At 61.8% G+C, this 18,777-nt stretch carries 11 protein-coding genes and 1 tRNA gene; 11 read left to right on the forward strand and 1 reads right to left on the reverse strand.

Features of this window, described 5'->3' with window-relative positions; genetic code table 11:
• The first annotated feature begins 278 nt into the window (after positions 1-278).
• From D0B32_RS03025 to folE2, 4 genes are all read left to right on the forward strand, one after another.
• The gene (locus D0B32_RS03025) at positions 279-587 is read left to right on the forward strand and encodes an exodeoxyribonuclease VII small subunit (RefSeq protein WP_117332191.1); all 309 of its coding nucleotides are present in this window, start codon (positions 279-281) and stop codon (positions 585-587) included.
• Positions 584-1,465 (forward strand): polyprenyl synthetase family protein, encoded by an 882-nt coding sequence (locus D0B32_RS03030; RefSeq protein WP_117332192.1) that lies wholly within the window; start codon positions 584-586, stop codon positions 1,463-1,465. Before D0B32_RS03025 ends, D0B32_RS03030 begins: the two co-directional genes overlap by 4 nt.
• An 85-nt stretch (positions 1,466-1,550) precedes the next feature.
• Positions 1,551-3,455, forward strand: coding sequence for a 1-deoxy-D-xylulose-5-phosphate synthase (gene dxs, locus D0B32_RS03035; protein ID WP_117332193.1), 1,905 nt, complete (start codon positions 1,551-1,553; stop codon positions 3,453-3,455).
• 254 nt (positions 3,456-3,709) lie between these two features.
• Positions 3,710-4,519 (forward strand): GTP cyclohydrolase FolE2, encoded by an 810-nt coding sequence (gene folE2, locus D0B32_RS03040; protein WP_117332194.1) that lies wholly within the window; start codon positions 3,710-3,712, stop codon positions 4,517-4,519.
• A gap of 112 nt (positions 4,520-4,631) precedes the next feature.
• On the opposite strand, the gene tsaD is transcribed toward folE2, so the two are convergent.
• Positions 4,632-5,660 (reverse strand): tRNA (adenosine(37)-N6)-threonylcarbamoyltransferase complex transferase subunit TsaD, encoded by a 1,029-nt coding sequence (gene tsaD / locus D0B32_RS03045; protein ID WP_117332195.1) that lies wholly within the window; start codon positions 5,658-5,660, stop codon positions 4,632-4,634.
• A 124-nt stretch (positions 5,661-5,784) separates the two neighbouring features.
• On the opposite strand from tsaD, the gene D0B32_RS03050 reads away from it, so the two are divergent.
• The 7 genes from D0B32_RS03050 to D0B32_RS03080 all read left to right on the forward strand — a co-directional run bounded on the left by D0B32_RS03050 (position 5,785) and on the right by D0B32_RS03080 (position 18,763).
• Positions 5,785-7,002, forward strand: coding sequence for an NAD(P)/FAD-dependent oxidoreductase (locus tag D0B32_RS03050; protein ID WP_117332196.1), 1,218 nt, complete (start codon positions 5,785-5,787; stop codon positions 7,000-7,002).
• A gap of 68 nt (positions 7,003-7,070) precedes the next feature.
• On the forward strand, positions 7,071-7,283 hold the full coding sequence (gene rpsU, locus D0B32_RS03055; protein ID WP_074266548.1) for a 30S ribosomal protein S21: 213 nt from the start codon (positions 7,071-7,073) through the stop codon (positions 7,281-7,283).
• Positions 7,284-7,550: 267 nt separating this feature from the next.
• Positions 7,551-7,997, forward strand: coding sequence for a GatB/YqeY domain-containing protein (locus tag D0B32_RS03060; RefSeq protein WP_117333431.1), 447 nt, complete (start codon positions 7,551-7,553; stop codon positions 7,995-7,997).
• A gap of 84 nt (positions 7,998-8,081) precedes the next feature.
• Positions 8,082-9,941, forward strand: coding sequence for a DNA primase (gene dnaG / locus D0B32_RS03065; RefSeq protein WP_117332197.1), 1,860 nt, complete (start codon positions 8,082-8,084; stop codon positions 9,939-9,941).
• A gap of 110 nt (positions 9,942-10,051) precedes the next feature.
• Positions 10,052-12,454 carry an RNA polymerase sigma factor RpoD gene (gene rpoD / locus D0B32_RS03070; protein WP_117332198.1) on the forward strand — a complete coding sequence of 801 codons (2,403 nt, stop codon included), beginning with the start codon at positions 10,052-10,054 and terminating at the stop codon, positions 12,452-12,454.
• A gap of 154 nt (positions 12,455-12,608) precedes the next feature.
• A tRNA-Ile gene (locus tag D0B32_RS03075) sits at positions 12,609-12,696 on the forward strand.
• Between the two features lie 538 nt (positions 12,697-13,234).
• Complete coding sequence (locus D0B32_RS03080; RefSeq protein ID WP_259294859.1) at positions 13,235-18,763, forward strand: ATP-binding sensor histidine kinase; 5,529 nt, start codon at positions 13,235-13,237, stop codon at positions 18,761-18,763.
• The last annotated feature ends 14 nt before the right edge of the window (positions 18,764-18,777 follow it).

The following is an 18,777-nucleotide window of genomic DNA, read 5'->3' on the forward strand; positions in this document are numbered from 1 at the left end:
CCCGTGAAGATGAAAGCAGTGAACAACCCAACCATCGAAGGTTTCGATTTAGGGAGCCGGCGATTATACCTGTTTCGGCCTCCTTGGGGTACTTAAGTCCCTGATTTGGGTCAAAATTCTCCAGGAACTTCGTTGCACTCGCACACACACGATCGATTTTTTTCTGTCAGGCTGTGGGTGTGATGTAAGAGAACCCGTGTGGGCGCAAGGCGCTGAGCGGATCGGTTTTGTCGCTTTTGCCGTAGAATGTCCGACTTGTTTTAATTTTGCGACCATTCATGGCGAAGACCGCATCGAACGACACAGCTGCCCTACCCGTCGAGGGTGCCGACAGCACGCCGCTGCCCGAGAACTACGAGGCGGCGCTGGCGGAGCTCGAAGGGCTGGTGGCGCGGATGGAAGGCGGCAGCCTGAGCCTCGAGGAGTCGTTGTCGGCCTATCGGCGCGGCGCGGCTCTCGTCACCTTCTGCCAGCAGCAACTGGAGAAGGTCGAACAGCAGGTACGGGTGCTCGACGGCGAGACGCTCAAACCGTTGCCCATGAGTGGCGCAGGCACAACCGCGACCGACAGCGGGGACGACCTATGACTTTCGAACAATGGATGCAGGCAGTGCTCGGCCGTGTCGAAACAGCCCTTGAGCATTATTTGCCGGAACCGGCCATCGAGCCGGCTCAACTGCACGAAGCAATGCGCTACGCGGTGCTGGGTGGCGGCAAGCGGGTGCGCCCGCTGCTGTGCCACGCGGCGGGCGAATTGACCGGCGCGCGTGCCGAATGCCTCGAAGCAGCGGCGGCGGCGCTGGAGATGATCCACGTCTATTCGCTGGTGCATGACGACATGCCGTGCATGGACGACGACGCGCTGCGCCGCGGCAAGCCCACGGTGCACGTCAAATACGACGAAGCGACGGCGCTGCTGGTCGGCGACGCGTTGCAGTCCCAGGCGTTTGTCGCGCTGACGGCGGACGTGCTGGCGCCTGCGCAACAAGCGGCCCTGGTGCGTGAACTGGCGCTGGCGAGCGGCTCGATCGGTATGGCCGGCGGCCAGGCTATCGACCTCGCAAGCGTTGGTCATACGCTGACGCGGCCGCAGCTCGAAACCATGCATCGGATGAAAACCGGCGCCTTGCTGCGTGCTGCGGTACGCATGGGCGCTCTGGCGGGCGAAGCGCCGAGTGCGGACGCGATGCGTTCGCTCGACGCGTATGCGGCCGCCGTGGGCCTCGCGTTTCAGGTCGTCGACGATATTCTCGACGTCACGACCGATTCCGCGACGCTCGGCAAAACGGCAGGCAAAGACGCGAAGGACGGCAAGCCGACCTACGTGTCGATCATTGGGCTCGATGCGTCGCGAGCGCTCGCAGCGCAACTGCGCACCGACGCCCACGCTGCGATTGCGCCGTTTGGCGCGCGTGCGCAGCGTCTTGCCGAACTGGCCGACCTGGTGGTGAACCGGGTCAGCTGAACGCGAAAGTCCGCCGCCGCGCATCCGTAGGGTTGGCTGCGTGAATGAAGTGCGGACGCGTAAGTTTTCCTACAATGGAACGACGATGTACGACTTGCTGAAAACCATTGACGACCCGGCCGCCCTGCGCCGCCTCGATCGCCGCCAGTTGCAACCGCTTGCAGACGAGTTGCGTGCCTTCGTGCTCGACAGCGTCTCGCAGACGGGTGGCCATCTTTCGTCCAACCTCGGCACGGTCGAGTTGACCATTGCGCTGCACTACGTGTTCGACACGCCGAATGACCGGATCGTCTGGGACGTCGGCCATCAAACCTATCCGCACAAGATCCTGACGGGCCGCCGCGACCAGATGAGCACGCTGCGGCAGTTGGGCGGCATCTCGGGCTTCCCGAAACGCGACGAGTCGAAATACGATGCCTTCGGCACCGCGCACTCGAGCACCTCGATTTCCGCCGCACTCGGCATGGCCATTGCCAGCAAGCTGCAGGGCGAGAACCGCATGGGTATCGCCGTGATCGGCGACGGCGCGATGACCGCCGGCATGGCCTTCGAGGCGCTCAATAGCGCCGGCGTCGAAGACGACGTGCCGCTGCTGGTGATCCTGAACGACAACGACATGTCGATTTCGCCGCCGGTGGGCGCGCTCAATCGCCACCTCGCGCGTCTGATGTCGGGCCGTTTCTACGCCGCGGCGCGGGCCGGTGTCGAGCGCGTGCTGCGCGTCGCACCGCCCATGCTCGACCTCGCCCGCAAGCTCGAAGAGCACGCCAAGGGCATGATCGTACCGGCTACGCTGTTCGAAGAATTTGGCTTCAACTACATCGGCCCGATCGACGGTCACGACCTCGATTCGCTCATCCCCACGCTGCAGAACATCAAGGAATTGCGCGGTCCTCAGTTCCTGCACGTGGTGACCAAGAAGGGTCAGGGTTACAAGCTGGCCGAGGCCGATCCGGTGCTGTATCACGGCCCCGGCAAGTTCAACCCGGCTGAGGGCATCAAGCCGGCCGCGTCGTCGAAGAAGACTTACACGCAGGTCTTTGGCGAGTGGCTGTGCGACGCTGCGGAACTCGATCCGCGCGTCGTAGGCATCACGCCGGCCATGCGCGAAGGCTCGGGCATGGTGGAGTTCGAGAAGCGCTTCCCGGACCGCTATTTCGACGTGGGCATTGCAGAACAGCACGCGGTTACGTTTGCTGGCGGCCTTGCAGCGGATGGCATGAAGCCGGTCGTGGCGATCTATTCCACGTTCCTGCAGCGTGCCTACGACCAGTTGATCCACGACGTCGCGTTGCAGAATCTGCCGGTGGTGTTCGCCATCGACCGCGCAGGTCTGGTCGGTGCCGATGGCGCAACCCACGCGGGCGCCTACGATCTGGCCTTCCTGCGCTGCATCCCGAACATGACGGTAATGGCTGCATCTGACGAAAACGAATGCCGTCAGATGCTCTACACCGCGTTGCAGCAGTCCAATCCGTCGGCCGTGCGCTACCCGCGCGGCGCCGGCACGGGCGTGGCAACGGTCAAGCAGATGACCGCGCTGCCCATTGGCAAGGGTGAAGTGCGCCGCGAAACCGCGCAACCGGCGGGCAAGCGCATCGCCATTCTGGCGTTCGGCACGATGGTGGCGCCGTCGCTGGTGGCCGCGGAGGAACTGGATGCGACGGTCGCGAACATGCGCTTCGTCAAGCCGCTCGACGCCGATCTCGTACGCCAACTGGCAGAAACGCACGACTACATCGTCACGGTCGAAGAAGGCTGTGTGATGGGCGGTGCGGGTTCGGCCTGCGTCGAAGCCCTGAACGCCAGTGGGGTTATGCGGCCCGTACTACAATTGGGCCTCCCCGATCGTTTCATTGATCACGGGGATCCGGCCAAGCTGCTCTCCGCATGCGGGCTGGACAGCATGGGCATTGCCAAGTCGATCCGCGAGCGTTTCCTGGATCAGGCGACCGGCGCCGCAGGCAAGTCGGTCAAGCGCGTCGCGTAAGCGTTCCGCGTTTGGCGTTCGGATCTGCGGGTTTGGGTCTGCGGGTCTGAGTCTGCTTCAGGTTGCCTTCACGCAGATCCGAAAGCCGGGCGACCGCGTTAATCGCGCGCCCTCGCGGCTCCGGCAATTCCCAACTTGAATCGGTGGGCCTGCGTGCCCATCATGCAGCGCCGGCTCATGCCGGCGTTTGCCGCTGCGTGCCTCGCAACGTGCACGGCCAACGTGCCCCGCGCGCAGCCCGAGAGGACTAGAAGATGAATCAGATGAATCCCGCCTTTGTGATGCCCGACGTGCAAAGCACCGTCGATACGCGTCAAATTCCCATCCAACGGGTTGGTGTGAAGGCCGTGCGCCATCCGCTCACGGTGCGTACGCAAAGCGGCGACGTGCAGCCGACCATTGGTACGTGGAATCTGGACGTGCATCTGCCGGCGGATCAGAAGGGCACGCACATGTCCCGCTTCGTGGCACTGCTCGAAGAAAACAAGGCGCCGCTGGAACCGGCCACTTTCCGCAAGATGCTGTCCGCGATGCTGGACAAGCTGGAAGCCGAGGCGGGCCGCATCGAGGTGTCGTTTCCGTATTTCGTCAACAAGACCGCGCCGGTTTCGGGCGTGCAAAGTCTGCTGGACTACGAAGTGACGCTGACTGGCGACACGCGCAACGGCGTCACGCGTCTGTTCCTGAAAGTGCTGGTGCCGGTGACGAGCCTGTGCCCGTGCTCGAAGAAGATTTCGCAGTACGGTGCGCACAATCAGCGTTCGCATGTGACGATCAACGCCGAACTGGTTGACGACGTGCCGGTGGAAGATCTGATCCGGATTGCCGAAGAAGAGGCGTCGTGCGAGCTGTGGGGATTGCTCAAGCGTCCTGACGAAAAGTTCGTCACGGAACGCGCTTACGAGAACCCGAAATTCGTCGAAGACCTGGTGCGCGACGTGGCGCAGCGTTTGAACGCGGACGCGCGGATCGTCGCCTATGTACTGGAAGCGGAGAACTTCGAATCGATCCACAATCACAGCGCCTATGCCGTGATCGAGCAGGACAAGCGGGTGGCGCGTTAAGCCGCGAAGTTGCTGTACCCGATGATGTGAAAACGGCCGCGCTATGCGGCCGTTTTCTTTTGCAGCGTCCCGGTGGGTCCGGGTGCTCGCTGGTGCGTTTGATTACCGCGCTTTACCGCGCGAGCGACGTCAAATCCCAGCGCGGCTTGACCGTGAACGCGTAATCTTTCCCTGACTGCTCGGGCCAGCGCGCGAGACGCAACGCGCCCGCCAGCGCGATCATCGCGCCGTTATCCGTGCACAGCGACAAATCGGGGTAATGCACATCGAAGCCGCGCTTTTTCGCGGCCGCAGAGAGCGCCTCACGCAGTTGCCGGTTCGCGCCTACGCCACCCGCGACGACCAGCCGTTTGAGCCTCGTCTTCTTGAGCGCGGCAAGCGACTTGGTGGCGAGCACGTCCACGGCTGCGTCGACAAAACCGCGTGCGAGATCGGCCTTGGCCTGCTCGCAGATATTCGCGCCGCCCAACTTCTTCACGTGCGTCAGCACGGCGGTCTTCAGCCCGCTAAAACTGAAGTCGAGGTCGCCCGAATGCAGCATGGGGCGCGGCAACGCGACCGCGCCGGGCGTGCCGAATTCGGCTAGGCGCGACACTTCGGGACCGCCCGGATAGCCGAGGCCGAGGAGCTTGGCGGTCTTGTCGAAGGCCTCGCCGGCGGCGTCGTCCAGCGTTTCGCCAAGCGTCTCGTAGACGCCGACATCCGTGACGCGCATCAATTGCGTATGGCCGCCTGAGACCAGCAGCGCGACGAACGGAAACGGCGGCGGTTCGTCGACCAGCAGCGGCGACAGCAAATGCCCTTCGAGGTGATGAATGCCAATGGTCGGCTTGTCCCACGCCATAGCCAGCGCATTGGCGATGCTGGCGCCCACCAGCAGCGCGCCGGCGAGCCCCGGCCCTTGCGTATAGGCGATCGCGTCGATCTCGGTACGCGCCGTGCCGGCCCGCTCCAGCACTTCTTCGAGCAGCGGCAGCGCGCGCCGGATATGGTCGCGTGACGCGAGTTCCGGCACGACGCCGCCATACTCGCGATGCATCGCAATCTGCGAATGCAGCGCGTGCGCGAGCAGGCCGCGCTCGGTGTCATAGAGCGCGAGACCGGTTTCGTCGCAGGAGCTTTCGATGCCAAGAACGAGCATGATCAGAGAACAGGATGAGCGCCGCGAACACGCAGACAACGCGCGGCTTCAGCGCCCAAAAAGTGAAAAGGCAAGCCTGAAAGTATAGCAGTGAGGGGCGAGGGCCACAGGTACAATGCGCGCCATGGAATCCTTCGATATCGCGGTCATCGGCGCCGGTGCCGCCGGCATGATGTGCGCGGCGGTCGCCGGGCAGCAGGGCCGACGCGTCGTGCTGATCGACCACTCGCCACGCCTCGCGGAGAAAATCCGCATCTCGGGCGGCGGCCGCTGCAACTTCACGAATCTCTATGCCGGGCCGGCGAACTATCTGTCGGCGAATCCGCATTTTTGCCGCTCCGCACTGGCCCGTTACACGCCGCGCGACTTCATGGCCTTGCTCAAGCGCTATCACGTCACGTGGCATGAGAAGCACAAAGGGCAGTTGTTCTGCGACCAGTCCAGCGACGCCGTGATCGACGTGCTGAAAAGCGAATGCGACGCGGGTGGCATTGCGTGGCGCAGGCCGCTCGCGGTGGAGCAGGTGAGGCATGACGCGAGCGCCGGCTTCACGCTCGATACCCACGCCGGCCCTATCCATGCACGCGCGCTGGTGGTGGCGACGGGCGGCCTCTCCATTCCGAAGATCGGCGCCACGGAGTTTGCCTACCGGCTCGCCAAGCAGTTCGGTCACAAGCTCATCGACACGCGCCCGGCGCTCGTGCCGCTCACATTTGCCGCCGCTGACTGGGAGCCGTTTGCGGCGCTCTCCGGCGTCTCGCTGGAGGTGCAGCTGGCGACCGGGAATCGCAAAACCGGCGCGGAATTCGTCGAAGATCTGCTGTTGACCCATCGCGGCCTGTCCGGCCCTGGCGTGCTGCAGATTTCGAGCTACTGGCAGCCAAGCGAACCGATCCATATCAATCTGCTGCCGGAGCGAGAGGCCGCCGATGCGCTGCTGGAGGCGAAGACCGCCAGCAAGCGGCAGATCGCCAATCTGCTGGCCGAATGGGTGCCTACCCGGCTCGCGCACGTCTGGCTCGAAACGCATCAGATTCCAGCGGAGGCGCGACTCGCCGACTTGCCGGACAAGACGCTGCGGCGTGTCGGCGAGGCGCTGTCACGCTGGACGCTGACGCCAAACGGCACCGAGGGCTACCGCAAGGCCGAAGTGACGCGCGGCGGCGTCGACACGCGCGAGCTGTCTTCCGCAACCATGATGAGCGCCCGCGTGCCGGGGCTGTACTTTATCGGCGAGGCCGTCGACGTCACCGGCTGGCTGGGCGGCTACAATTTCCAGTGGGCGTGGGCCTCCGGCGTGGCAGCGGGGCAGGCGGCTGCGGAGTACGTCCGGGGGGCTTGACGGCGCCGTGTCTTTGTGAGAAAGGTTTGCTATACTCCTGAACCTTTACAAAGTTCCGTTATTGCGAAATGACGATCATCCGCGTAAAAGAAAATGAGCCTTTTGAAGTAGCCATGCGCCGCTTCAAACGCACGATCGAAAAGAACGGCCTGTTGACCGAACTTCGAGCGCGCGAGTTTTACGAGAAGCCGACGGCCGAACGTAAGCGCAAAAAAGCCTCAGCGGTGAAACGGCATTTCAAACGCCTGCGCAGCCAGATGCTGCCAAAGAAGTTTTATTGATTCTGACGTCGCAGCGGTTCCTGTGGAGCGTCGGCGCGCAACCGGTAGTGACGCCAGGCATCCGGCCACGCGGAAAACCGGGCTTTTTCAAGGTCGACGATATGATCAACGCGCGACCAACGCGGCCCAGCGCGACCCACCTGGTCAAGCCGCATCCACTTCGCGAATTCGCGCCAACCCGCTTGAGGAAGCAGTCCCAAGCGGGTTTTTGTGTTGATGCAGTATGCATGGCCCGGCTTTTTACCTCTTAACGTATTCAGGTGAATGATGAGTCTCAAGGATCAGATCAACGACGACATGAAGGCCGCCATGCGGGCGCGCGAAACCGAGCGCCTCGGTACCATTCGCCTGCTGCTCGCCGCGATCAAGCAGCGCGAAGTCGATGAGCGCGTCACGCTCGACGACGCCGCCATCACGGCCGTCATCGACAAGATGATCAAGCAGCGCAAAGACTCGATCAGCCAGTTCCAAAGCGCCGGGCGCACTGATCTCGTCGAAAAAGAGCAGGCCGAACTCACGATTCTTTCCGCCTACATGCCGGCCCAGATGTCCGAGGCGGAAATCGCTGCTGAAGTGCAGGCGGCAGTGGCCCAAAGCGGCGCTGCGGGCCCGCAGGACATGGGCAAGGTGATGGGCATCCTCAAGCCGAAGCTGGCCGGCCGCGCCGACATGACCGCGGTGTCCGGTCTCGTCAAGGCGGCACTGGCGAAGTAAGGCAGGCGCTTTTTCCGCTCTGCGCGGTCTGGGGTAAGCCGTCCCGCCGCGCATCCTTCAGGCATTCAAGGTAGCGCCCGCACTGTGATTCCGCATTCGTTCCTGCAGGATCTGCTGAACCGCGTCGATATCGTCGACGTGGTCGGCAAGTACGTCCAGCTCAAGAAGGGCGGTGCGAACTTCATGGGGCTGTGTCCGTTCCATAACGAAAAGAGCCCTTCTTTTACGGTTAGTCCGACTAAGCAGTTCTATCATTGCTTTGGATGCGGCGCGCACGGCACGGCGATCGGCTTCCTGATGGAGCACGCCGGCCTGACGTTTCCTGAGGCCGTCAACGATCTGGCGCAGTCGGTTGGCCTGACCGTGCCGCAGGAGCCGTCACCCACGCAGGGCGGCGGCGGTTATGCACCGGCGGTCTCCAAGGCGGTGACCACGGCGCTGTCCGACGTGATGCAAACCGCATGTGATTTTTATCGCAAGCAGTTGCGCGGCGCGCCGGTAGCGATCCAGTACCTGAAGAAGCGTGGCTTGACCGGTGAGATCGCTCTTCGATTCGGCCTCGGTTATGCGCCCGACGGCTGGCAAAACCTCGAAGCGACGTTCCCCAACTACCGCGACGATGCGCTGGTCGAATCGGGACTCGTGATCGTCAGTGAAAAGGCCGATGCGCAGGGCCAGAACCGCCGCTATGACCGGTTTCGCGAGCGGATCATGTTCCCGATCCGCAATGTGAAAGGTCAGGTCATTGGTTTTGGCGGACGGGTGCTGGACGGCGGCGAGCCCAAGTATTTGAATTCCCCGGAAACGCCTCTATTTAACAAGGGCAGCGAGCTGTATGGGCTGTTCGAGGCAAGACTGGCAATTCGTGAACAGCATTACGTGTTGGTGGTCGAAGGCTACATGGACGTGGTTGCGCTGGCCCAGTTGGGGTTTCAGAACGCCGTTGCTACGCTTGGCACCGCCTGTACGCCGATCCACGTGCAGAAATTACTGCGCCAGACCGACACGGTAATTTTTAGCTTCGACGGCGATTCGGCCGGCCGCCGGGCGGCGCGGCGCGCGCTGGATGCCTGCCTGCCGCACGCGGCGGACAACCGGACGATTCGCTTCCTGTTCCTGCCCACGGAGCACGATCCGGACAGTTACGTGCGGGAATTCGGCACCGAAGCGTTTGCCGAACAGGTTGAGCGGGCCATGCCGCTGTCGCAGTTCATGCTGAACGAGGTACTGGCCGGCAAAGAGCTGGACCAGCCGGAAGGCCGGGCCCGCGCGTTGTTCGATGCAAAGCCGCTGCTGCAGGCGCTGCCGGCCAATGCGTTGCGCGCCCAGATCATGCATATGTTCGCCGACCGGCTGGACGTGCCGTTCGACGAGGTAGCGGCGCTATGCGAAGTGGATGCGCGCATCGCGGCGGCGGCCAAAGCCGCGCCGGCGCGCAAGGACCGGCGCAGCGTGACCGGAATCGAGGAGAAAACGCTCCGTAATCTGGTGATGTACCCGCGCACCGTGGCCGTGCTCGAGGACGAGGCGGAACAGGCGCTGCTGACCATCACCCGGCATGGCGAGCTTTTCGAGGAAGTGACGACCCATGCCCGTGCGCTGGGCGAGGCGGCGGAATTCCAGTTGTTGTCCGACCTCTTGCGAAATGGCGAGAACGCCCCGACTTTCGAGGAAATCTTTCGCAAAATTCTGGACTATGATGAAAACGTTCGGGATTTGTTGCTGAAGGATCCCACGGATCCGGCCGTCATCGAGGAGCGGCGCGAGCAGGAACGGATTGTCGGTGAGGAATTGAAAGCCGCGATCCTGAAGATGCGGTACGACGCTTATTGCGAGCGTCTCGACCAGCTTTCGCGGCAATCCAGGCATACCGCTGAGGAGTTCGCGGAGCTGTCGGATCTGAATCAGAAACGGGCGGACATGAAGCGTCAGCTCGGGTTGTGACAGGGGTGGGCTGAAACCGAGGTGCTACAATAAAAGGTTTTCAGCGGTTTGTTTTCCAGGCAAAAGCGTGCGAACAGCGGCGTGCGAACAGCGGGCAAAAGGCGATTGCAATGGCAAAGACTACAGGCGGAAAGAATGGAACAGACAAAAGCTCGAATGAGCCGACCAAAAAGGTCACCCAGGTCAGTTCTGCTTCTTCCGCAAGTGAAAGGTCCGCCAGGCCCGCCAGCTCCACTGCCAGCGTTGCGCCTGCTGTGAGTAAGAGAAGCTCGGCTTCTTCGGCTGCGAAAGCGGCGTCGGTGAGCGCGGTGAAAGCCGTCAAACCGGTTACGAAGCAGCCGGGTGCCAGAAGCGCAAGGGAAGCGGTTGCCGCCCAGGACGATGCGGTAGCGCGCGAGTCTTCAGTATCCACGGTTCTACCGGCTGTTGTCCAGCAGCCGCGAGTCGAGACTACAGCCGGTATGGCGAACTCCATGACGAAAAAGCTGAATGAAGTATCCGTCGATGACGACGCAACCCCGAGCGAGGAAACTACTGCAGCTCCGGGCAAAGGCGACAAGGCCAAGGCACGCGACCGCCGCGCGAAGGAAAAAGCGCTGCTGAAAGACGCGTTCGCGTCTTCCCAGCCAGGCACCGTCGAAGAGCTCGAAGAGCGCCGTTCGAAACTGCGCGCGCTGATCAAGCTCGGCAAGGAACGCGGCTTCCTGACCTACGCCGAAATCAACGACCACCTCCCGGACAACTTCACCGAGACCGAGGCGATCGAAGGCATCATCAGCACGTTCAACGACATGGGCGTGGCCGTGTACGAACAGGCCCCCGATGCTGAAACGCTGCTGCTGAACGACAACGCCCCGGCTGCTTCGTCGGACGACGAAGTGGAAGAAGAAGCCGAAGTGGCGCTCTCCACCGTCGACTCCGAATTCGGCCGCACCACCGACCCGGTGCGCATGTACATGCGCGAAATGGGTACGGTCGAGCTACTCACGCGTGAAGGCGAAATCGAAATCGCGAAGCGCATCGAAGACGGCCTGAAGCACATGGTGATGGCCATCTCGGCGTGCCCGACGACGATTGCCGACATCCTCGCTATGGCCGAGCGCGTGGCGAACGAGGAAATCCGCATCGACGAACTGGTCGACGGTCTGATCGACGCCAATGCGGAAGATGCCGACGGCTTCTCGGTGCAGGAAGCGGAAGCGATCGAGAGCGAAGAAGAGGAAGTCGAAGAGGACGAGGAAGAGGACGAAGAAGACGACGACGGCGCGGCGCAAGCCACCGCCAACGCAGCGCAGATGGAAGCGTTGAAGCGTGCGTCGCTCGAAAAGTTTGCCCTCATCAGCGAATGGTTCGACAAGATGCGCCGCGCGTTCGAGAAGGAAGGCTACAAGTCGAAGTCGTACCTGAAGGCGCAGGAAACGATCCAGAACGAGCTGATGACCATCCGCTTCACCGCGCGTACCGTCGAACGTCTGTGCGACACGTTGCGTGCCCAAGTGGACGAAGTGCGTCAGGTCGAGCGTCAGATCCTGCACACCGTGGTCGACAAGTGCGGCATGCCGCGTGCCGAGTTCATTGCGCGTTTCCCGGGCAGCGAAACGGACCTGGAATGGGCGGACAAGATCGTCACGGAAGGTCACGCCTACAGCGCGATCCTCACGCGTAACATTCCGGCCATTCGCGAACAGCAGCAACGTTTGCTGGACCTGCAGGCGCGTGTCGTTCTGCCGCTGAAGGACCTGAAGGAAACCAACCGTCAGATGGCGGCCGGTGAGCTGAAAGCGCGTCAGGCCAAGCGTGAAATGACCGAGGCCAATCTGCGTCTCGTGATTTCGATTGCGAAGAAGTACACCAACCGTGGTTTGCAGTTCCTCGATCTGATCCAGGAAGGCAACATCGGTCTGATGAAGGCGGTGGACAAGTTCGAATATCGTCGCGGCTACAAGTTCTCCACGTACGCCACGTGGTGGATCCGTCAGGCCATCACGCGTTCGATTGCGGACCAGGCGCGCACCATCCGTATTCCGGTTCACATGATCGAAACGATCAACAAGATGAACCGCATTTCGCGTCAGATTTTGCAGGAAACCGGTCTCGAGCCGGATCCGGCAACGTTGGCCGAAAAGATGGAAATGCCGGAAGACAAGATCCGCAAGATCATGAAGATCGCGAAGGAGCCGATCTCCATGGAAACGCCGATCGGTGACGACGACGATTCGCATCTGGGCGACTTCATCGAAGACACCAACACAGTGGCGCCGGCCGACGCCGCGCTGCATGCCAGCATGCGTGATGTCGTGAAGGATGTGTTGGACTCGCTGACGCCGCGTGAAGCGAAGGTGCTGCGTATGCGCTTCGGTATCGAGATGAGCACGGATCACACGCTCGAAGAAGTGGGCAAGCAGTTCGACGTGACGCGTGAGCGCATCCGTCAGATCGAAGCGAAGGCGCTGCGCAAGCTGCGTCACCCGAGCCGTTCTGACAAGCTGAAATCGTTTCTTGAAGGAAACTGATTGAGCGATGTCCGGTAATACGGACAGAGGGGCTTCCCGACTGTTTTGCTCGCGCGAGACGGTGCCGGAAGCCCCTTTTTTCGTGTACCATGTCGGCCAATCAGCGAATCGGCCCGGCCTTCCGACCGGGTCTTTTTCTTGGTAGCAAATCTAAGGGCCGGACGCCGTGCTGGTTGCAGGCAGCGGACTCATAATCCGCCTCCGAAAGGACACCGTGGGTTCGACTCCCACCCGGCCCACCAAGGCTTTTCGCCAATTCCGCAGTCCCCGAAAATTTCCGCAATCTCCCGTACTTTCCGCAATCGCGCCCATGCTCGGCGGTTCTGCGCGCACTCTGTTCCTTCGCTGAAGCCGTTTTGCAAATCCACGCAGCGCAAATCAAGTTTAATCAGTGATCCTGATAAAAAGCGCTGATCCTCACACAGAATAAACGACGACAGGTAACGTCAACGCGCCACCAACCCCCAGTACACAGGGCCAACGCAAACACCTCCCAGCGCCAAAAGCGAAACCGCACGAACGTGCAGATCTCCCGCCTATAAGCGCTACGCCGCAAAATACCGCACCACAGCATGTACTTAAGCATTGATGCCATGTATTGTTGTTCGGACCGTAACGCCGTAGACGTCCAGCTAAAACGCAGCGCGTCGCCGCTTTCACTCCATTCTTCAGCGGAATTCGAGGCACCTCACAACTGTCCAGAAAGAGCGAGCCACAGGCGGCCTGAGCGAGCACCAAACAGGTAAGGTCGCAGCGTGCAATCTGGATGGAATTTGCAGCATGACAGGGACGTCCATCGTGGATCTCACCGGATACGAGTTGGAGCCGCTGCACGACGATGGCGACTTTTCGCTCTATCGCGCGCGCAGACCCAATCATGCCGTTTCGGTGCTCGCGCTGGTCGCCACGCGTGCGGCGTCGCAAAGCGTTACGCGTCTCGAACATGAGTATGGACTGGCCTCGCTGCTCGACGCCAGTTGGGCCGCCCAACCGCTCGCGCTGTTCCACCGCCGCGAGCCACCCATGCTCGTGCTCGACGATGACGGCGGCGAGCCCCTGTTGCGCTCACTCGGCCGGCCGCTGGAACTCACGCGCTGTCTGCGCATTGCAGCCAACCTGGCCCGGGTGATCGGCCACGTTCATCGCCGCGGTCTCATCCACAAAGACATCAAGCCGGCGAACGTGCTCGTGGACAGAAACGCCAACGTGCGCCTCACCGGGTTTGGTATTGCGTCGCAACTGCCTCAGGAGCATCAGCCGCCCGCGCCTCCCGAGATCGTCGCCGGAACCTTCGCCTACATGGCGCCCGAGCAGACGGGCCGCATGAATCGCTCCATCGACACACGCAGCGATCTCTACGCATTCGGCGTCACGCTCTACGAAATGCTCACGGGTACGCTGCCGTTCGCCGCAACGGACCCAATGGAGTGGATTCATTGTCACATCGCGCGCAAGCCCGCGCCTCTGCATGAACGCGTGGGCAGTATCCCCGAGGCGCTCGACCGCATCGTCCTGAAGCTGCTCGCCAAGGCTGCGGAAGACCGCTATCAGACCGCAGCCGGTGTCGAAGCCGATCTACGCACGTGCCTCGCGGCATGGGAGTCGCAGCAGCGCATCGAGCCGTTTCCGCTGGGCGAGCACGACGCGTCGGACCGGTTGCTGATTCCCGAGAAGCTCTACGGACGCGAGGCGCAGATCGACGCGCTGATTGCGACGTTCGATCGCGTGGTGGGCGGCGCCGGCGCTGAACTCGTGCTCATTGCGGGCTATGCCGGGATCGGTAAATCATCGGTCGTCAACGAACTGCACCGCGTACTCGTGCCGCCGCGCGGCCTGTTCGCCTCTGGAAAGTTCGATCAGTATCGCCGCGACATCCCCTATGTGCCGTTCGCGCAGGCCCTCCAGACGCTCGTACGCAACCTGTTGAGCAAGAGCGACGTCGAAGTGGAGCCGTGGCGCCATGCGTTGCTGGAAGCGCTCGGCCCCAACGCTCAGTTGATGGTGAATCTGATTCCCGAACTTGGGCTCATCATCGGTGAACAGCCCCCCGCACCCGCGTTGCCGCCACAGGATGCGCAGAACCGCTTTCAGATGGTGTTCCGCCGTTTTATCGGCGTATTTGCGCGACCTGAACATCCGCTTGCGCTATTCATCGACGATCTGCAATGGGTGGATACGGCGACGCTCGACCTGCTCGCGTATCTCGTCACGCATCCCGACGTGAAGCACGTATTGCTGGTCGGCGCGTACCGGAACAACGAAGTGGACGCCGCTCATCCCTTTGCGCGCACGCTCGAATCGATCAGCCATGCTGACGGAAAAGTGCAGCAGATCGAACTCGCGCCGCTCACGTCGGCCAACGTCACGCAACTCGTGACCGATTCGTTGCATTGCGACAGCGCCACAGCCGGGCCGCTCGCGCAACTTGTGCATGAAAAGACTGGTGGCAATCCATTCTTCACGATCCAGTTTTTGACGGCGCTCGCCGACGAAAATCTGCTGAGTTTCGATCCGCACGCGGCGGCGTGGTGCTGGGATCTGTCGCGCATCCGTGCGAAGGGCTACACGGAGAATGTCGCTGACTTGATGGCCGCGAGGCTGGCGCGCCTGCCGCCCGAAACGCGCGCCGCGCTCGGGCAGCTTGCGTGTCTGGGCAACGTCGCGGATGTCACCGCGCTAAGCTGGGTGCAGGGCGGCTCCGAAACGGCGATGCATGCGAATCTGTGGGAAGCTGTGCGTACGGGCCTCGTGTTTCGTGAAGCCACGGCATATGAGTTCGCCCACGATCGTGTTCAGGAGGCCGCGTATGCGCTTATCCCTGCCGACCAGCGCGCCGCTGCACATCTGCGAATCGGCCGGGCACTGGTGGCGCGCACGCCGCCCGACGCGCTCGAAGACGCCATCTTCGATATCGTCAACCATCTCAATCGCGGTGCAGGCCTTATCGTGACGCAGACGGAGCGTGAGCAGGCGGTGGCGTTGAATCTCATCGCAGGACGGCGCGCCATGAATTCGACGGCCTACGCCGCCGCGCGCAGCTATCTGGCGCAAGGCGTCGCCTTGCTGTCGTCCGACGCATGGATGCAACGTTACGACAGCACCTTCGCGCTATATCTCGCGTACTCGGAATGCGAATATCTGGCCGGCGACTTTGCCAAAGCCGATGCATTGGTCGACATGATGCTCGGCAAAGCGCGCTCGAATCTGGATCGTGCCCAGGTATTCAGTCTGCGCATCGAGTTGTATCAGCTTGCCGGTAGATATGACGAAAGCTTCAGCGTTGCACTCGCCGCGCTGCGTGACTTTGGCATCGTCTTTCCGGAAACCCCGCAGGGCATCGACGCGGCTTTCCGTGAAGGACTACAGAACGTCCACGTCAATCAAGGGACGCGACCCGTTAGCGCATTGGTCGAGACCCCCGTTGCGACAGATCCGGCCATCCTCGCAATCGTCAATCTGCTCCTGCAAGCCATGAACTGCGCTTTTGCCGCGCGGCCTGCGTACTATCCGCTCATCACGCTCAAGGCGGTCAACCTGTCGTTGCAGCACGGCAATACGGAGAACTCGAGTTTTGCCTACGGCAACTATGCGTTGATGCTGGTCTCGCTGATCGGCGATATCCCCGCAGCCGTGCAGTTTTCGGAAATGTCGATCAAGTTGAATGAGAAGTTCGACAACCGGCGCCTCTACGGAAAGCTGCTGCATCTGTATGGTGCTCACGTCAATTTCTGGCGCTGTCACATGGCGGCCAACCTGCCGGTGCTCGAACGGGCCACCGCTGCGTGTCTCGAAGTCGGGGACTTCGTGTTTGCGGGCAACGTCGCTTTCAATGCAGTGTGGCAGACCATCGAGCAAGGCGCGGCCCTCGAAGACGTGCATGCGGTAGCGCAGAGATACGCAGCGCTCATGCGCGAGAGCCACAACGACGCAGTGTATGAACTGATTCGCGTCGAAGACCAGTTCGTGGCCAGCCTGCGCGGCAAAACCCGCGAGCCGTTGAATCTGAACGACGACACGTTCGATGAAGCCGCCTGCTTCGACGCCATCATCCGGTCTAATTTCGGCTGTGCAATTGGCGTCTATCGCATCATCAAGGTGATCCTCGCCTTCCTGGACGGCCGCTACGCCGACGCGCTGGCAGCGGTCGAGCAAGCCGAGGCGGTTTTGAGTTCGGTGATGGCGCTCGCTATCGAGCCGACCTATCACTTCTTTCATGTGCTCACGCTGACCGCGCTTTATGCAGATGCGTCCGCGGAACAGAAGCAGGTGTTTGCGCACCTGCTCGCCGCGAAACTCGAGAAGTTCGAGATGTGGGCGACGCACTGCCCCGAAAACTATCAGAACCGCTATGCCTTGATTCGCGCGGAGCTGGCGCGCATCGAGGGCCGTGATCTGGACGCCATGCATCTTTACGACGAGGCGATTCAATCGGCGCATGAAAATGGCTTTCTGCAGCACGAAGGCATGGCCAACGAACTCGCTGGCCGTTTTTATCTGGACCGTGGCTTCAGAACGAGTGCCGACGCGTATTTGCGCCAGGCGCGCCGCTGCTTCGCGGTGTGGGGTGCCGATGGCAAAGTCGCGCAACTCGACGCCCAATTTCCGCGTCTTGCGGAGCAGGATGGCAACAAGGCAACCTCGACCTTGAGCTTCGATTGGCGCCAGTTCGACGCCGCCACGCTGCTGAAGGCATCGCAGGCGCTTTCCAGTGAGATCGAGTTGACGGGCCTGATTGAGCGTCTGATGACCATCGCCTTGCAAACAGCGGGCGCAGACCGGGGCCTGCTGGTCGTGCTGGAGCAACCCGATGACTACCGCATCGAGGCAGAGGCACGCATCAATGGCAACGGGATCGCGCTGAGTCGCGGCCCGCTCGCGCATTCAGCCGTTCCCGCCACCGTTTTGCGTTACGTGATGCACACGCAGCAAAGCGTGATCGTTGACGATGCGTTGCAGCCCAATCTGTTTTCGCAGGACAGCTACCTCGCAAGCGGCGCGACCCGCTCCGTGTTTTGCCTGCCGCTCGTCAGGCAGGGCAAGCTGAGCGGGCTGCTGTATCTGGAGAACACGGCTACGTCGCATGTATTTACCGCACGCCGTTCTGCATTGCTGGACCTGCTCGCGTCACAGGCGGCTATTTCGCTCGAAAACACGCGCCTCTATGCCGATCTTCAGGAGCGCGAAGCAAAGGTCAGACGCCTGGTGGATTCCAACATCATCGGTATTCACATCTGGGACTTCGAAGGCAACATCGTCGAAGCCAATGACGCATTTCTGCGCATCGTCGGCTACAGCCGGGACGATCTTGTTTCGCGGCGCATCCGTTGGCCCGATCTGACGCCGTCCGAGTGGCGTGAAACCGACGAACTGGCAAAAGTCGAATTGATGGCAACAGGTAGCGCCAAACCGTTCGAGAAAGAGTACGTGCGCAAGGACGGGCGCCGCGTGCCCGTATTGATCGGGCCGGCGGCATTCGGCGACCGTGAGGGCCAGGGTGTGGCCTTCATCATCGACCTGACCGATCAAAAGCGGGCACAACAGGAGATGCGCGACAGCGAACGCCGCTACCTGGAGCTTCAGATGGAACTCGCGCATTCGAATCGTGCGGCGACGATGGGACAGTTATCGGCCTCCATCGCCCACGAAGTGAAGCAACCCATTACCGCGACCGTGGCTTACGCGAGCGCGGGCTTGCGCTGGCTGGCGGCGCACCCGCCCAATCTGGCCGAAGTGCGTCAGGCGCTCAACCGCATTCTGGTGGATAGCGGCCGCGCCAACACGATCATCGACCGGACCCGCGCCTTCTTCAAGAAGGAACCGCAGCGCAAAGACGGCCTCGACATCAACGAGACGATTGTCGAATTGATTGCGTTCATGCGAACCGAAGCCGACAAATACGCGGTCGAACTCGAAGCCCGCCTGGCAGACGGCTTGCCGCAGATTCAGGGCGACCGCGTACAACTGCAGCAGGTCATGATGAATCTGATCATCAATGCGTTCGAAGCGATGAGCACGGTGAAGGCGGGCAAGAGAACGATGTTGATCCAGACCGGCAGCATCGACGCTAACTGGCTGCGCGTGAGTGTGCAGGATTCCGGGCCCGGTCTCGATGCCGACCAGCTGGAAGGCATCTTCGAGCCGTTCTTCACGACCAAATCGAATGGCCTCGGGATGGGGCTGCCGATCTGCCGCACGATCGTGGAAAGTCACGGAGGCGAATTATCCGTGACATCGAATGTGCCGACTGGCGCGATCTTCCAGTTCACCTTGCCCGCGCAACACAACGGAACGGCGCCGGGCAAGCATTAAGCGCACTGCGCGGC

Origin of the sequence: Paraburkholderia sp. DHOC27, assembly GCF_003429005.1 — a bacterium.
GTDB lineage: Bacteria > Pseudomonadota > Gammaproteobacteria > Burkholderiales > Burkholderiaceae > Paraburkholderia.

Coding starts and splice junctions, on each gene's coding strand:
- D0B32_RS03080 (WP_259294859.1), top strand. CDS start 13,235: ATGACAGGGACGTCCATCGTGGATCTCACCGGATACGAGTTGGAGCCG.
- D0B32_RS03025 (WP_117332191.1), top strand. CDS start 279: ATGGCGAAGACCGCATCGAACGACACAGCTGCCCTACCCGTCGAGGGT.
- D0B32_RS03030 (WP_117332192.1), top strand. CDS start 584: ATGACTTTCGAACAATGGATGCAGGCAGTGCTCGGCCGTGTCGAAACA.
- rpsU (WP_074266548.1), top strand. CDS start 7,071: ATGACGATCATCCGCGTAAAAGAAAATGAGCCTTTTGAAGTAGCCATG.
- D0B32_RS03050 (WP_117332196.1), top strand. CDS start 5,785: ATGGAATCCTTCGATATCGCGGTCATCGGCGCCGGTGCCGCCGGCATG.
- rpoD (WP_117332198.1), top strand. CDS start 10,052: ATGGCAAAGACTACAGGCGGAAAGAATGGAACAGACAAAAGCTCGAAT.
- dxs (WP_117332193.1), top strand. CDS start 1,551: ATGTACGACTTGCTGAAAACCATTGACGACCCGGCCGCCCTGCGCCGC.
- tsaD (WP_117332195.1), bottom strand. CDS start 5,660: ATGCTCGTTCTTGGCATCGAAAGCTCCTGCGACGAAACCGGTCTCGCG.
- D0B32_RS03060 (WP_117333431.1), top strand. CDS start 7,551: ATGAGTCTCAAGGATCAGATCAACGACGACATGAAGGCCGCCATGCGG.
- folE2 (WP_117332194.1), top strand. CDS start 3,710: ATGAATCAGATGAATCCCGCCTTTGTGATGCCCGACGTGCAAAGCACC.